This window comes from Pararhizobium gei, assembly GCF_029223885.1.
Classification (GTDB): domain Bacteria; phylum Pseudomonadota; class Alphaproteobacteria; order Rhizobiales; family Rhizobiaceae; genus Pararhizobium; species Pararhizobium gei.
Map to the genome: position 1 here is coordinate 762,433 of NZ_CP119409.1, position 14,502 is coordinate 776,934.

The 14,502-nt window shown below is 58.6% G+C and carries 12 protein-coding genes; 6 read left to right on the forward strand and 6 right to left on the reverse strand.

All coding sequences use genetic code 11. The features are described from left to right. Positions 1 to 28 precede the first annotated feature (28 nt). The 3 genes from PY308_RS03580 to abc-f all read left to right on the forward strand — a co-directional run bounded on the left by PY308_RS03580 (position 29) and on the right by abc-f (position 3,501). A complete protein-coding gene (locus PY308_RS03580) occupies positions 29 to 727 on the forward strand; it encodes an orotate phosphoribosyltransferase (RefSeq protein ID WP_275788184.1) in 699 nt (232 codons plus the stop codon). Positions 728 to 813: 86 nt separating this feature from the next. Beyond that, positions 814 to 1,740 carry a carbohydrate kinase family protein gene (locus tag PY308_RS03585; RefSeq protein WP_275788186.1) on the forward strand — a complete coding sequence of 309 codons (927 nt, stop codon included), beginning with the start codon at positions 814 to 816 and terminating at the stop codon, positions 1,738 to 1,740. Positions 1,741 to 1,878: 138 nt separating this feature from the next. Then, positions 1,879 to 3,501 carry a ribosomal protection-like ABC-F family protein gene (gene abc-f, locus PY308_RS03590; protein ID WP_275788189.1) on the forward strand — a complete coding sequence of 541 codons (1,623 nt, stop codon included), beginning with the start codon at positions 1,879 to 1,881 and terminating at the stop codon, positions 3,499 to 3,501. A 60-nt stretch (positions 3,502 to 3,561) separates the two neighbouring features. Here abc-f and pgi read toward each other — a convergent pair whose 3' ends face one another. Together pgi and PY308_RS03600 are read right to left on the reverse strand one after the other, a co-directional pair. Beyond that, positions 3,562 to 5,187, reverse strand: coding sequence for a glucose-6-phosphate isomerase (pgi, locus tag PY308_RS03595; RefSeq protein WP_275788191.1), 1,626 nt, complete (start codon positions 5,185 to 5,187; stop codon positions 3,562 to 3,564). Positions 5,188 to 5,308: 121 nt separating this feature from the next. Then, a complete protein-coding gene (locus PY308_RS03600) occupies positions 5,309 to 7,009 on the reverse strand; it encodes a long-chain-fatty-acid--CoA ligase (RefSeq protein ID WP_275788193.1) in 1,701 nt (566 codons plus the stop codon). Positions 7,010 to 7,374: 365 nt separating this feature from the next. Between PY308_RS03600 and PY308_RS03605 the strand changes: the two genes are divergently transcribed. From PY308_RS03605 to PY308_RS03615, 3 genes are all read left to right on the forward strand, one after another. Next, positions 7,375 to 8,580 (forward strand): MFS transporter, encoded by a 1,206-nt coding sequence (locus PY308_RS03605; RefSeq protein WP_275788194.1) that lies wholly within the window; start codon positions 7,375 to 7,377, stop codon positions 8,578 to 8,580. 142 nt (positions 8,581 to 8,722) lie between these two features. Beyond that, positions 8,723 to 9,880: an AI-2E family transporter gene (locus PY308_RS03610; protein ID WP_275788196.1), complete on the forward strand. Its 1,158-nt coding sequence runs from the start codon at positions 8,723 to 8,725 to the stop codon at positions 9,878 to 9,880. A 165-nt stretch (positions 9,881 to 10,045) separates the two neighbouring features. Then, complete coding sequence (locus tag PY308_RS03615) at positions 10,046 to 10,873, forward strand: bifunctional allantoicase/(S)-ureidoglycine aminohydrolase (RefSeq protein WP_275788197.1); 828 nt, start codon at positions 10,046 to 10,048, stop codon at positions 10,871 to 10,873. Between the two features lie 12 nt (positions 10,874 to 10,885). Here the strand turns inward: PY308_RS03615 and PY308_RS03620 are convergent, their stop codons facing one another. The 4 genes from PY308_RS03620 to PY308_RS03635 all read right to left on the reverse strand — a co-directional run bounded on the left by PY308_RS03620 (position 10,886) and on the right by PY308_RS03635 (position 14,502). Further along, positions 10,886 to 11,071 carry a hypothetical protein gene (locus tag PY308_RS03620; protein WP_275788199.1) on the reverse strand — a complete coding sequence of 62 codons (186 nt, stop codon included), beginning with the start codon at positions 11,069 to 11,071 and terminating at the stop codon, positions 10,886 to 10,888. Between the two features lie 109 nt (positions 11,072 to 11,180). Continuing rightward, positions 11,181 to 11,342 carry a hypothetical protein gene (locus PY308_RS03625; RefSeq protein WP_275788202.1) on the reverse strand — a complete coding sequence of 54 codons (162 nt, stop codon included), beginning with the start codon at positions 11,340 to 11,342 and terminating at the stop codon, positions 11,181 to 11,183. 714 nt (positions 11,343 to 12,056) lie between these two features. After that, positions 12,057 to 13,076, reverse strand: a complete 1,020-nt coding sequence (locus PY308_RS03630) for a virulence RhuM family protein (protein ID WP_275788205.1) — start codon at positions 13,074 to 13,076, stop codon at positions 12,057 to 12,059. Next, positions 13,069 to 14,502 carry a DEAD/DEAH box helicase gene (locus tag PY308_RS03635; RefSeq protein ID WP_275788208.1) on the reverse strand — a complete coding sequence of 478 codons (1,434 nt, stop codon included), beginning with the start codon at positions 14,500 to 14,502 and terminating at the stop codon, positions 13,069 to 13,071. Before PY308_RS03635 ends, PY308_RS03630 begins: the two co-directional genes overlap by 8 nt.

Sequence of the window (14,502 nt, forward strand, 5' to 3'; positions counted from 1 at the left end):
CGGATGCCGTAACGCGACAGGAGCCGAAATGATCCAGATCCCTTTTACAGAACCCGCCGTCATGGCCGAATTGACAGCCAAGATGCTCTGGGAAATTAAAGCGGTGCATTTCAGCGCGGACAAGCCCTACAAGCTGGCATCGGGCATGGCGAGCCCGGTTTATATCGATTGCCGCAAGCTGATTTCCTATCCGCGCATCCGCTCGGCCGTGATGGATTTTGCCGCCGCAACCGTACTGCGCGAGGCAGGGTTCGAGCAGTTCGACGTGATTGCCGGGGGCGAGACGGCGGGCATTCCCTTTGCCGCCATGCTGGCCGAGCGGCTGGCCCTGCCGATGATCTATGTGCGCAAGGCTCCCAAGGGCCATGGCCGCAACGCGCAGATCGAGGGCCACATGCAGGAAGGCGCCCGCGTGCTGGTGATCGAGGACCTGACGACGGCTGGCGGTTCGATGTTCAAGTTCATCGATGCGATCCGCGCCGCCGGCGGCCTGGTCGATCATGGCATCGCATTGTTCTACTACGACATCTTTCCGGAAGCGCGCGGACAGATGAAGGACAAGGGTGTCACGCTCATGAATATCGCTACCTGGCGTGATGTTCTGGCGGTGGCGAAAGAGCGGAAACTGTTCGATGAAAAGACGCTGTCCGAGGTCGAGGCCTTCCTCAATGCGCCGCTCGAATGGTCCGGCCGCAATGGCGGCGTCAGCGCTCTCGCCAGTTCCTGAAAGCCCGCATGAAAACGGCGCTGGAAATTCTGTCGCACTTTGTTTAAATCGATTGAAATAAAGTCTTTGAAGGGGAGAGAGCCGTCATGATCATCTGCTGTGGGGAAGCCCTGATCGACATGCTGCCGCGTCAGACGACATCAGGCGAAACGGCGTTCTCGCCCTATGCCGGCGGCGCCATCTTCAACACCGCAATTGCGCTTGGGCGGCTCGGCATACCCACAGGTTTCTTCACCGGCCTGTCGGACGATATGTTCGGGGATGTTCTGCGCGAAACGCTGAAATCCAGCAATGTCGATTTCGCCCCCTGCGCCACCTTGTCGCTGCACACCACGCTCGCCTTCGTCAAGCTGGTCAACGGCTCGGCGACATATGCCTTCTTCGACGAGAACACGGCGGGCCGGATGATCACCCAGAAGGACCTGCCGGCGCTCGGAGATTTCTGCGAGGCGCTGCATTTCGGCGCCATCAGCCTGATTCCAGAACCGTGCGGCTCGACTTACGAAGCATTGATGACCCGCGAATATGAAAAGCGCGTGATCTCCTTCGACCCCAATATCCGCCCCGGCTTCATCAAGGACGCGGCATCCCACAAAGCACGCATGCTGCGCATGGCCGCTATGTCAGATATCGTCAAGTTCTCCGATGAGGATCTCGACTGGTTCGGCGAGGAGGGCACGCATGAGGAACTGGTGGCCAAGTGGCTGCAGCGCGGCCCCAAACTCGTCGTCATCACCAAGGGTGCCGACGGCGCCGATGGCTATACCAGCCGCGGCAAAGTCTCCGTGCCGGGCGAGAAGGTGACTGTCGTAGACACGGTCGGTGCCGGCGACACGTTCGACGCGGGCATCCTGGCTTCGCTGAAGCGCAGCAATCTCCTGACCAAGGAGGCCGTCGCCACGCTCAGCGAAGACGCGGTTCGCGATGCGCTTGCGCTCGGCGCCAAAGCCGCTTCCGTCACCGTCTCCCGGGCAGGGGCCAATCCGCCCTGGAGCTATGAAATCGGACTTTGAGCGACCGCCGTTGCCTATGAAATTGCCGTGGCCGGCGTCTTCCCGCGTGCCTTCGCCATTTACGATGCCCGGAATTTAAGGTAGGGGCCGCGGCTCATGCCGTCACCGGCACCGCAACCCCCTGGATTTTGCGCACAGATGATCCGTATCGACAATATCAGCAAGCAGAACAGCCATCGGCTGCTCTTTATCGAGGCCTCCGCAGCGCTCAACAGGGGCGAGAAGATCGGCCTCGTCGGACCCAACGGCGCCGGAAAGACGACGCTTTTCCGGATGATCACGGGTGAGGAAACGCCGGACGAAGGCCAGGTTTCCGCTGACAAGGGAATGACCATCGGCTATTTCAACCAGGATGTCGGCGAGATGGAAGGCCGCAGTGCCGTTGCCGAGGTTATGGATGGTGCCGGCCCGGTCAGCGTCGTCGCCGCCGAATTGCATGAGCTTGAAGCCGCTATGTCCGATCCCGACCGCATGGACGAGATGGACGCGATCATCGAACGCTACGGCGAGGTCCAGGCTCGCTACGAGGAACTGGATGGTTATGCCCTGGAAGGCAGGGCGCGCGAGGTGCTGGCGGGCCTGAGCTTCAGCCAGGAGATGATGGACGGCGATGTCGGCAAGCTGTCCGGCGGCTGGAAGATGCGCGTCGCGCTCGCCCGAATCCTGCTGATGCGGCCCGATGCCATGCTGCTGGACGAGCCGAGCAACCATCTTGATCTGGAAAGCCTGATCTGGCTTGAGGAGTTTCTACAGGGCTATGATGGCGCTTTGCTGATGACCTCGCATGACCGCGAGTTCATGAACCGCATCGTCACCAAGATCATCGAGATCGACGGCGGGTCGCTGACCACCTATTCCGGCGACTATGCCTTTTACGAGCAACAGCGGGCGCTGGCCGAAAAGCACCAGCAGTCGCAGTTCGAGCGGCAGCAGGCAATGCTGGCCAAGGAAATCAAGTTCATCGAGCGCTTTAAGGCGCGCGCCTCGCATGCCTCGCAGGTCCAGAGCCGCGTCAAGAAATTGGAGAAGATCGACCGCGTCGAGCCGCCGAAGCGCCGCCAGACCGTCGCCTTCGAGTTCCAGCCTGCACCGCGCTCGGGCGAAGACGTGATCAACCTGAAGAACGTCTATAAAAGCTATGGCAGCCGCAGCATCTATGAAGGCCTCGACTTCATGGTCCGGCGCCGGGAGCGCTGGTGCATCATGGGCATCAATGGCGCCGGCAAATCGACGTTGCTGAAACTGGTGACGGGCTCGACCGACCCGGACAAGGGCAGCGTCGCCCTCGGCGCCAGCGTCAAGTTGGGCTATTTTGCCCAGCACGCCATGGATCTGCTGGATGGCGAGCGCACCGTCTTCGAAACACTGGAACATGAATTTCCCCGGGCAGGCCAGGGGCCGTTACGCTCGCTTGCCGGCTGCTTCGGCTTTTCCGGCGACGACGTGGAAAAGAGATGCCGGGTCCTCTCAGGCGGGGAAAAGGCGCGGCTGGTCATGGCGATAATGCTGTTCGATCCACCCAATCTGCTCGTCCTCGACGAGCCGACCAACCATCTGGATCTCGACACCAAGGAGATGCTGATCAAGGCCCTGTCGGAGTACGAAGGCACGATGCTCTTCGTCTCCCATGACCGGCATTTTCTCGCGGCACTCTCCAACCGCGTCCTGGAGCTGACGCCGGACGGCATTCATCAGTATGGCGGCGGCTATACGGAATATGTCGCGCGCACCGGCCAGGAAGCCCCTGGCCTGCGCAGCTGATCGTTTCCACCAGGAGGGTGGTTTGGGGGCAGTGCGGGATGCCTCAGACGAGCCGTGAGTTCATTCGGCCGCTTTCAGCAGGGCAGCCACCAGCCCGGCGGTCGAGCTGTCATGGCCTTCGGCGCTTTCCTTGCCTTCGACAACAGGCAGGAGACCGGTCGCGAGTTCCTTGCCCAGTTCCACGCCCCACTGGTCGAAGGAGTTGATGTTGAACAGAGCGCCCTCGACAAAGACGCGGTGCTCGTAGATCGCGACCAGGCGGCCGAAGGTGAACGGCGTCATCCGGTCGTAGACGAAGGTCAGGGACGGCCGGTTGCCGGTAAACACGCGGTGCGGCGCGATGCGGTCGATGAAGGAGGCATCCTGGCCCTTCGCGGCCATCTGCGCCTTCGCTTCTTCCAGCGTTCTGCCCTTCATCAGTGCTTCCGATTGCGCCAGGCAGTTGGCGATCAGCAACTGGTGCTGGTGGCGCAGCTCCGGCTCATGGCCGTTGGCAGCGATCATGAATTCGGCGGGGATAACGCTCGTCCCCTGATGGATCAGCTGGTAAAAGGCGTGTTGCCCGTTGGTTCCGGGCTCACCCCAGACCACCGGGCCGGAATTGCCTTCGACCGGCGTCCCGTCGAGTGTTACGCCCTTGCCGTTGGATTCCATGTCCAACTGCTGAAGATAGGCCGGGAAACGCGAAAGGCGTTGATCATAGGGCAGGATGGCGCGCGTGGCATAGCCGAGCACGTTGCGATGATAGTAGCCGATGAGGCCGAGCAGCATCGGGATGTTTTCACGCAAGGGGGCCGTGCGGAAATGGTTGTCGATCGAATGCGCGCCTGCCAGGAACTCTTCGAATTTTTCCTTGCCGATGGCGATCATCAGCGGCAGGCCGATGGCCGACCAGATCGAGTAGCGACCGCCGACCCAATCCCAGAAGCCAAAGATCCGGTCGCTTTCGATGCCAAAGGCGGCCACCTTGTCCAGCGCGGTGGAGACGGCGCAGAAGTGGTGGGGCACGGCAGGTTCGCCGAGCTTGCCGGCGATGAAGGCGCGAGCAGTCGCTGCATTGGTCATCGTCTCAATCGTGGTGAAGGTTTTCGAGGCGACGATGAACAGCGAGGTCTCGGCATTGAGCAGTTTCAGCGTGTCGGCGATATGGGCGCCGTCGATGTTGGAAACGAAATGCAGCCGCGGGCCGTCATGCTCGGGCGCCAGCGCCAGCGTCGCCATCACCGGTCCAAGGTCCGAGCCACCAATGCCGATATTGACGACATCCGTGATCTTCTTGCCGGTCGCCCCGGTCAGCGTGCCGGCCCGGATTGCCTCGGAGAAAACGCCCATCGCGTCCAGCACCGCATCGACATCCGGCATGACGTCCCTGCCGTCCACAAGCACCGGCGTGTTGGACCGGTTGCGCAGTGCCGTATGCAGCACTGCCCGGCCCTCGGTGATATTGATGATTTCCCCGGCAAACATCGCATCGCGCTTTGCCGTCACCCTGCTCGCTTCGGCGATGGCCTCAAGGCCGGTGAGAACCCTTTCGTTGACGGCGCATTTCGAATAATCGAACAGCATGTCGTCGAGTGTTACGCTGTATTTCGAGAAACGATCGGGATCGCTGGCAAAAGCGGCCCGGAGGTCGGTGGCCTTGGTTTCGGCAACGGTTGACTTCAACTGTTCGACGAGTGCGGTCATGGCAAGGTTCCTTGCATTGCGGAAGGGTTGCGATAGCTAGTCGCTTTGCCCTGCGCAAATCAAGCCCGTCTTGACTGGCAGCAGCCGGAAAGACCGTGGTTTCAAAGGAAATTACCTGCGCCTATCCACGCAAATCCTTGCGCAAAATCTTGCCGACATTGGACTTTGGCAGCTCCGTGCGGAATTCCACGAATTTGGGTCGTTTGTAATTCGTCAAGTTGGCAGCGCAGTGCGCCTTGACGTCTGCCTCGGTCAGGCTTCCATCCTTTTTCACGACGAAAAGCTTTACCGCCTCACCGGAATGTGGGTCGGCGACGCCGATCGCTGCGCATTCGAGCACACCTGCATGGGTCATTGCCACCTCCTCGATTTCGTTCGGAAAGACGTTGAAGCCCGAGACGAGGATCATGTCCTTCTTGCGATCGACGATCTTGATCAGGCCCTCTGCATTCATGAAACCGATATCGCCCGATCGGAAAAATCCGTCGGACGAGATCGCGCGCGCCGTCTCTTCAGGGCGCTGCCAATAACCGGCCATCACCTGCGGGCCGCGGATGCAGATCTCACCGATGTCGCCAAGGGGCAGGCTGTGGCCATCCTCATCGCGAATTTCGACTTCGGTCGAGGGAAGCGGCAGGCCGATCGTGCCGGTGAATTCGGCCCCGTCCAACCTGTTGGCGGTTGCAACCGGCGACGTTTCGGAAAGGCCATATCCTTCCTTAATGGGGCATCCCGTCATTTTTTCCCAGCGCTCGGCAACCGGACGCTGTACGGCCATGCCACCTCCGAAAGTCAAGGCCAGGGACGAAAAATCGAGCTTCTGGAAAGCTTCATTGTTCATCAATGCATTGAACAGCGTGTTGAGGCCGGGAAAGATATTGACCTCGTATTTCGCCAGTTCCTTCACGAAAGCCGGAATGTCGCGGGGATTGGGAATGAGAATGTTCTGCCCCCCGGTTCTCAGGCCCATCAGCGCATTCACCGTCAACGCGAAAATGTGGTAGAGTGGCAGAGCGCATAGAAAGACCAGCCGGTCGGGCCGTTTCCGATTGAGGAATGCCGATTCCAGCCAAAGCCCCATCTGGTCCATGTTCGACATGAGGTTGGAATGGGTCAGCGTCGCCCCCTTGGAAACGCCTGTCGTTCCGCCGGTATACTGCAGAAACGCGACGTCATTGCGCTTCACGTCGGGCTTGTCGAGCGTTGCGCCGGCGCCCCTCGCAAGGACGGCCTTGAATGACACATGTCCGGGAAGGGACCATTCCGGTACAAGTTTCTTCACCTTGCGGACGACGATGTTGACGATCGTGCCCTTAACTCCCAGGAGGTCGCCCATTGTGGCCACGACGATCTGCTTCAGTTCGGTGCGGGCTGCGACCTGCTCCACGGTATGGGCAAAATTCTCCAGCACGAAAATGGTTTTGGCACCGGCATCTTTGAGCTGATATTCCAATTCTCTCGGTGTGTAGAGCGGGTTGACGTTGACGACGGTGTAACCGGCCCGCAAAATGCCGAACACGATGACCGGGTTCTGCAGAATGTTCGGCATCATGACTGCGACCCTATCGCCACGGACAAGGCCCGTCGTCTGGAGCCATGCCCCTATTTTCCGGCTGTAGAACTCGACATCAGCAAAGCTCAGTGTTTTTCCCATGCAGGTAAAGGCAGGGCGCTCGGCATGGCTGATGCAAGCATGGTCGAAAAGGTCGCCAATCGACTGAAAGGCAAGAGGCGGTATCTCGGCGGGCATTCCCGGAGGATAGGATGCGAGCCAAGGCTTGGCGCCATCGATACCCGGCCTTTGAATTTCAGTGTCCGACATGTCTCTCTCCCTGGCTGCTGCACACGCGTTGCCGCATAGGGCACAGCGGTCATCTGTGGAATATTGCAACGATTTCCGGACGCTAGCCGGCTGCTGCCATATCTCGCCGACGACCCTCCCGATCGCCTGCTTCAACAAGATGAGGCTTTTGCACGCGCCCATCAAGCACATTTCGGCTATATGACTTTGACGTTCACGTCAATATATACCGATCCGCCCGCCAGCTGGACTCCTTGTACCGAATACAAAAATCAATTCTTTGCGGCACGGGTGAAACAGTATATTGCATTGCAATATACGCGCTGTGCATCCAGCGCATTCCCGGTCCTCAACTGTTCGAGCACTGCTCTCCCGATAGGTCCTGCATGTCAGATCACGCTCTTTCATCCGGCGCCCGGTGGGGTGGTGTCTCCAGTGCCGAATTTGCGCTGGCGGTTGGTGGCTTCGGTATTGGCACCGGCGAATTCGCCATCATGGGGCTTCTTCCACAGGTGGCAGACGACATGCTGGTGTCGGTGCCCTATGCCGGCCATGTCATCAGCGCCTATGCAATCGGCGTGGTCGTCGGTGCGCCGTTGATCGCCGTCATGGCCGCCCGTTATTCGCGTCATTCGGTCCTTCTCGCTCTGATGGGTCTCTTTGCCGCTGGAAATCTCGCCAGCGCCATTGCCGGAAATTTCGGCCTGCTCGTTGCCGCGCGCTTTCTGGCCGGCCTGCCGCACGGCGCCTATTTCGGCGTTGCGGCCCTTGTCGCGGCCGGCATGGTTGCGCCCCATCAGCGGGCGCGGGCCATTGGCCGGGTCATGATGGGGCTGACGGTCGCGACGCTTGTCGGAACGCCGCTTGCTGCCTGGTTCGGGCAGGCGCTTGGCTGGCGTGCCGCCTTCGGGATTGTCGGAGTCATCAGCGTGATGACCGTAATCCTCACATGGTTCTATGTGCCGAAGGACAGGGCCAATCCGGCTGCGAGCCCGCTGAAGGAACTGGGTGCGCTCGGCAAGAGCCAGGTCTGGCTGACGCTCGGCATCTGCGCCATCGGCTGCGGCGGCATGTTCGCCGTCTTCAGCTATATCACGCCCGCCCTGACAGATGTCGCCGGTGTTCCGCTGGCAAGCGTTCCTCTGATGCTCTCGGTCTTCGGAGCTGGCATGATCCTCGGCAATGTCGTCGGTTCGCGCCTTGCCGACTGGGCGCTTCTGCCGGCCATCGGCATCGCGCTCGTCTTCAATCTGGCGGCGTATGTGCTCTTCTACTTTACCATGACAACGCCCTGGATGGCTGTCATCAACATATTGCTGATCGGCGGCGGCTTTGCGGTGGTGCCGGGCATCCAGACGCGTTTGATGGATGTCGCCGGGGAAGCGCAGACCTTGGCGGCAGCTTTGAGCCATTCCGCTTTCAACTTGGCCAACGCGCTCGGCGCCTGGCTTGGGGGCCTGTCGATCGCTGCAGGGTATGGCTGGACCTCCACCGGTCTCGTCGGTGCCATCATGGCTGCCGCCGGCATCAGTATCTTTCTTGTCTCGGTCTTGCTGGATGGCAACAGGGTGCCGGCCCAAGCCAGCCGATAAAAATGCCTTGATTGAGGCTTGTCATTCCCTTGTGTTGACCATCACGTCATACTCACCTATGGCGCAGTGACATGCACGCCGAAACGACTGGTATGCCGGCGGCTTTGCTGTCATCCTGAAGCGGTCTGCGGAGGAATCTTAGGTGCAGTCGAGAAATCGCGAACGAAACGAACTGGCTCCGGAGCCGCGCCTCCTCGGTCGGGCGGCCCATGAGCGTTCGGCACTGGTAGGACCCATCTCGGCAGCGCGTTGGCTGCTTGTCTTCGTGCTTCTGGCCGGAGTCTATTTTTTCCATGGCTTTCTGGTACCGGTGCTGGCCGCCCTTGTCATCGGTTTCGCGAGCTGGCCAATCTACCGCCGGCTTCTTGCGCTCATCGGCGGCAACAGAACGCTCGGTGCCACCATCGCGACCCTTCTTGTGATCTCCTTCATCGTCGTGCCTATTTCGGTCGCCGCCGTTTATGCCGTCGATGAAGTACACAGCTGGGTCGCTTGGGCAATTGAGACCAACCGCTTCGGCGCGGCTGTTCCGCTCTGGCTGACGCAGATCCCTGCAGCCGGTGTCTGGCTCGGACAGCAATGGGCCAAATATGTGGGGCATCCCGGTGCGCTCGGGGAACTGGTGCAACTCGTAAGCGGCTCCAATATCGGCAATATCTATCGCGGTGTTCTGGTCGTCGGCGCCTCGGCCTTCACGTCTTTTTTGACCTTGCTGTTCATGCTGATCACGCTGTTCTTCGTTTATCGCGACGGCGAAAAACTGGTCGGCCAGCTCGACAAGCTCGGCGAGCGCATCTTCCCCATGCGATGGGAGCGGGTCTCTCGCATCGTGCCGCTGACCATCAGTTCCACCGTGACAGGCATGGGCGTCATCGCCATCGGCGAGGGCATTGTCCTCGGGATTGCCTATTGGCTCGCTGGCGTTCCGTCGCCGGTGACGCTGGGCATCATCACCGGCCTGATGGCGCTGATCCCCGGCGGTGCGCCTTTGTCCTTCACGCTCGTCTCTGTCTATCTCGTGGCAAGCGGATCGTCCGTCGCCGGCCTGGCATTGTTCGTCTGGGGAACGGTCGAGCTCTTCATCGTCGACAAGACGCTTCGCCCGCGGCTGGTTGGCGGTCCAATCAAGCTGCCGTTTCTCCCGACTTTCTTCGGTCTCGTCGGCGGTGTGAAGACCATGGGCTTTCTCGGCCTGTTCGTCGGGCCGGTGCTGATGGCCCTGCTCGTCGCGATCTGGCGCGAATGGATGCGCGAAGTATCGGCGCAGGCCGCGGAGACGTCGATCATCAAGCCGGCTTGAGTCTTTCGATGAACCCGTCATGCCGGACCTCTGCGATACGATGCGCAATTTTCGCGTGATCTGTCGGCTTGTCTGCGCTACGGATGGCATCCGCCCGACAGGAATCGATCCCAGCGGCGCGCTCAGATCGCAACCTCACCTTGTCGTCACGTCCAGGACATTTGAATGAACCGCAGCTACTACGCCCCGACCGGCGGCACACCCGCCCAGACGCAGATTCTGACGGATCGGGCAGTCTTCACGGAAGCTTATGCCGTTATTCCCAAGGGGGTGATGATGGACATCGTCACGAGCTTTCTGCCCTTCTGGGAAAACACGCGGCTGTGGGTACTTTCGCGTCCGCTGTCGGGTTTTGCCGAGACCTTCTCGCAATATATCATGGAACTGGCGCCCGGTGGTGGCAGCGATCGGCCGGAACCCGACGCTTCGGCGGAGGGGGTCTTGTTTGTCGTGGAGGGCGAGCTGACCGTTATGCTGGACGGTGCAATACATCGGATGACACCGGGCGGTTATGCCTTTCTGCCGCCGGGCAGCGACTGGACAGCTCGAAATCGTTCTGGAAATCCTGTCCGGTTCCACTGGATTCGCAAAGCCTATGATGCCGTCGATGGCCTGGAGCGTCCGCAACCCTTGTTTCTGAACGAGGCAGATATCGCACCTACGCCAATGCCCGGCACGGACGGGAAATGGGCGACGACCCGCTTCGTCGATCCGGCCGACTTGCGGCATGACATGCATGTGACGATCGTTACATTCGAGCCGGGCGCCGTCATTCCCTTCGCTGAAACCCATGTCATGGAACACGGCCTGTATGTGCTGGAAGGCAAGGCCGTCTATCGGCTGAACCAGGATTGGGTCGAGGTCGAGGCGGGCGACTATATGTGGCTGCGGGCTTTCTGCCCCCAGGCCTGCTATGCGGGCGGACCGGGGAAATTTCGCTATCTTCTCTACAAGGACGTCAACCGCCACATGAAGCTCAGGCCGCGTGCCTGAAATTCCATCCAATCAGGCAAAGCCTGCCGCGGCTGGCGCGATAGCCCGGTCATGACCGTAGTCCCGCTGGTGCGCGGTATCCTCGCGCAACCGGCGCGGCCGTGACATGACATCGATGTCCGTCGCTTCGATGGCGCCGTCAGCATAGGTGCCGGTATCGGCATCGTCGTCATGGCTCGTCAAAAACTTGAAAAACATTTGGGTTCCTCCAGGTCCCGCAACAACGATCGATTCGCCGCAAGGGTTCCCTGGTTGGAGCCGAAATATTTATGAAAAATTAACTACGTCCGATCGCCCGCAGAACCGTTCAGTTCATGGACCGGTCGGTCATTTCATCGGCAAGAATGCGAAAGGCTTCGTCCAGCGCATCGACGAGAATATCGGTCAGCCGGTCGCCATTGTCGTTCTGCAGGAAAAGCGCGATGGCCGCATCGCGCGGCTGGCCGGAATGATCGAGGATATCAGACATGTCATTGTCCCTTTCAACACGGCATCATGCCGGTGACGGGACAAATAAGGCCCCTCGCTTGCGCCGGGCTTGATACGCGGATTCGCCTACGCACTCAAAGCCCTCGGCCACCAGAAATCGGCCAAGATTCTGGATCCAACTCCCGGTTTGTAGCTTCAGTCTTTGGCATTGCATCGTCGGGAATGTTGTATCTGGTGCCGCTTGCAGGACTCGAACCTGCGACCCCATCATTACGAATTGTTTTTCATAATGATTTCAGATCGTTAGATAGGATTTCACCGCGTTGGATTCTACTAGCCAAGCTTTTGGATCGACTCCGCTTTCAGCGGTTGAACGATAGCACATTGTGTCACCCGGTTGCACCCCCTATCACCCTGTAACGCTACTAACCCCCTACACTTCCGGCATTGCCCTACTAACCCGTAATTTTAGCGGCCCATGCCGGACCTCCCCCTATCAACGGGTTCTGCCAAAGGGGCCGGGGAGAGGAGTCGGCTGTCTCGACGCTGTCGGGGAATTGGCGATTCTTGAAATGACGACCTATCCGTGCCGCTAGTCTCCAGGCTTTAATTAGAGACCATCACTAATAAACAAAATTGCAGTTTCTTTAATTAACGAATCCCGTAGATCGACCATTCAGAGCCAAGCCGTAAATTTCCAAGCTCGATGGACGCTGTCCGTAACCGTAAAAGACGCCACCCGGATAGCGCGCGCTCAAGTCTTATGTTTTCCGCTGTTCTTTACGCCGTCGGCAATGCGTTTCAATTCATCAAGCTCGTCGGTCTTGGCATCTGCTAAATGTTCGGCTTCCTTGCGCCCCCCGTCAAAACTCTCGTATCGTGCCTCGGCAATAGCCACAGCCTTTTTGTGCGATACAGAGCCGGCATTTTTTAGGACGTTTAGCTCATTGGAGCGCAAGAAGTTGTCAAGGATTCCTTCCCATTCAGCCAACTGCACGGTCTGCCGACGCCTGGTGCGCAAATCGGCGGTATCTAGAAACATCGTGACGATGAGGTTCAGTTCTGAAATCTCTGGCTGAGCGAGATAATTCTTCGCGGTCACGACATCGCCCTTGCGTACTCGCGACCCCTTCCATGAGGTCAGTCCCATATTTGGTGCAGCGGCATCAGCGCGGGCGACAATCAGTTCGGCGGCGGTATGGCTAGTGATCGCGTGCAGCATTTTGTTCTGGATGGTCGCATAGAACGTATTCACGGATTTAGAGCTAGGATCGTAATCCTCGCTGAGCGCCAGGATATCCCGCACTTTCTGATAGAAGCGAGCTTCCGACGCACGGATGTCGCGGATGCGCTCAATCAGCTCGTCGAAATAATCATAATCCGGCTGCTTTAGCCGCGCGTCGTCAATTGCAAATCCTTTGATCAGGTACTCGGTCAGTGTCGTCGTGGCCCACCGGCGGAACTGGACTCCCCGCGCAGACCGAACGCGGTATCCAACGGCGAGGATCATATCGAGATTGTAGTGCTTTAAAGCGCGGGAAACCGTACGATTCCCTTCGGTTCGAACCTGTAAGAGTTCCTTACAAGTTGCCTCTTCGCTTAGCTCCTGCTCTTCGTAAATACTTCCAATTTGCTGGGTTATCGCTTGTGGGGACGTCTGAAACAACTCGGCCATCTGGGCTTGTGTCATCCATGCCGTTCCATCAATCGCGCGTAATTCGATCCGGCTACGACCGTCTTCCGTGGTGTAGAGGATAAGATTATTGTCAGCCATCGGCAGCAAGCTCTTTTAGGTAGGTTTCAGGAAGCTGATTTTTTGAAATTAAATCGCACATTTCCTGAGGCGAAAGTCGAGACAGGGCTTTAGGGGCGTCGGCATCAGATAGTAGGCTTCGGGCCATGCCAGCCTTTCTCTCCAGCGCTTTCGCGACAGCCTCATCGATAGTATCGGCGGCAATTAACCTAAGGTAACTGACAGGTAGCGTCTGGCCGATGCGGTGGTTGCGGTCCTGACTTTGGGCGTAGTGATCGTAACGCCAAGACATGGACTCATAAATTGTGAAGCTCGCTGCAGTTAGCGTAAAGCCCGTGCCTGCCGCCGCCGCATTGGCGATCAAAATTCGAGTCTTGGGATCGTTTTGAAAGCGTGCCGCTACCTCTTGCCGCTCGGTAGCTTCGACGCCGCCGTATATGGAAACCGCGCCATGTTGCGAGTAGCGCGCGGAAAGAGCCTCAACATTTCGTACATAAGTAGACCATATAATAATCTTTCGTGCGGGTACTGAAAGAATGTCCGAGACTAGGCCGTCCAAAATATCGAATTTTGCTGGCGTTTCCCCCGTTTCAGGCATGAGGAGGGCAGGATTGCTAGCAAGCTGACTAAGGCGCATAAGTTGGACGAGCGCCGTAGAAGCGAATGCCTGATATTGCTCGCCTGACATGTTCCTAACGGTGCTGACCATCTGCTCTCGCATTTCGTCATATAGTTTCCGCTGCCATGCAGGAAGTTCCACCACAATGTCGCTGAAAGATTTCTCCGGCAGGTCGAGACACTGTTCCTTGGTCCGGCGTAGCAGGACTTGGTCAAAAACAGGCCTCGCAAATTTGGCTTCCGGATCGTCCTCGATTCGTTGAACGAAAGATTCTATAGAACCGAGCGCACGGCTACCCGGTGCGATTATTTCCACTTGAGTAAACAAATCTGTTGGCGAGTTGGTAACCGGGGTGCCGGAAAGCAGCCAGCGATATTTCACATGAGGTGCAAAATGACGCATAGCTGCTGAGGTTAGGGATCGCCAGTTCTTCGCCGCATGCGATTCATCAAGAGTCAGCACCGTCTTGTGAGTAGCAAGTAGACCAAGAATCGCGGTCACTTCAACGCGAGCAGTCTCATAACTTGTCACAATCACTTTCGCAGGTGACGCGGCGAAAGCCCTCCGCCTCAAACGAGGGCTCCCTTCCGCAATCTCCACCGTCAAATTTGGGGCAAATTTTTCGATCTCGGCCACCCAGTTGCGCTTCAAAGAATTCGGGCAGATAACGAGCATCCTATCCACAGTGCCCGCGAGAAAAAGACGTCGAAAGGCATCGATTGCGACGAGCGTCTTTCCTAGACCTTGCTCGAACGCAAGAAGTCCAGCGCGTTCCCTAGTCAGGAAAGCAACCCCTTCCTCTTGGTGTTGCATCAGTTGTAGATTCAT

Excerpts from the sequence above, each read along its gene's own strand:
- PY308_RS03600 (WP_275788193.1), bottom strand. The coding sequence starts at position 7,009 with ATGTCGGACACTGAAATTCAAAGGCCGGGTATCGATGGCGCCAAGCCT.
- PY308_RS03630 (WP_275788205.1), bottom strand. The coding sequence starts at position 13,076 with ATGGCTGACAATAATCTTATCCTCTACACCACGGAAGACGGTCGTAGC.
- PY308_RS03615 (WP_275788197.1), top strand. The coding sequence starts at position 10,046 with ATGAACCGCAGCTACTACGCCCCGACCGGCGGCACACCCGCCCAGACG.
- PY308_RS03580 (WP_275788184.1), top strand. The coding sequence starts at position 29 with ATGATCCAGATCCCTTTTACAGAACCCGCCGTCATGGCCGAATTGACA.
- PY308_RS03635 (WP_275788208.1), bottom strand. The coding sequence starts at position 14,502 with ATGAATCTACAACTGATGCAACACCAAGAGGAAGGGGTTGCTTTCCTG.
- pgi (WP_275788191.1), bottom strand. The coding sequence starts at position 5,187 with ATGACCGCACTCGTCGAACAGTTGAAGTCAACCGTTGCCGAAACCAAG.
- PY308_RS03625 (WP_275788202.1), bottom strand. The coding sequence starts at position 11,342 with ATGTCTGATATCCTCGATCATTCCGGCCAGCCGCGCGATGCGGCCATC.
- PY308_RS03605 (WP_275788194.1), top strand. The coding sequence starts at position 7,375 with ATGTCAGATCACGCTCTTTCATCCGGCGCCCGGTGGGGTGGTGTCTCC.
- PY308_RS03585 (WP_275788186.1), top strand. The coding sequence starts at position 814 with ATGATCATCTGCTGTGGGGAAGCCCTGATCGACATGCTGCCGCGTCAG.
- PY308_RS03620 (WP_275788199.1), bottom strand. The coding sequence starts at position 11,071 with ATGTTTTTCAAGTTTTTGACGAGCCATGACGACGATGCCGATACCGGC.
- abc-f (WP_275788189.1), top strand. The coding sequence starts at position 1,879 with ATGATCCGTATCGACAATATCAGCAAGCAGAACAGCCATCGGCTGCTC.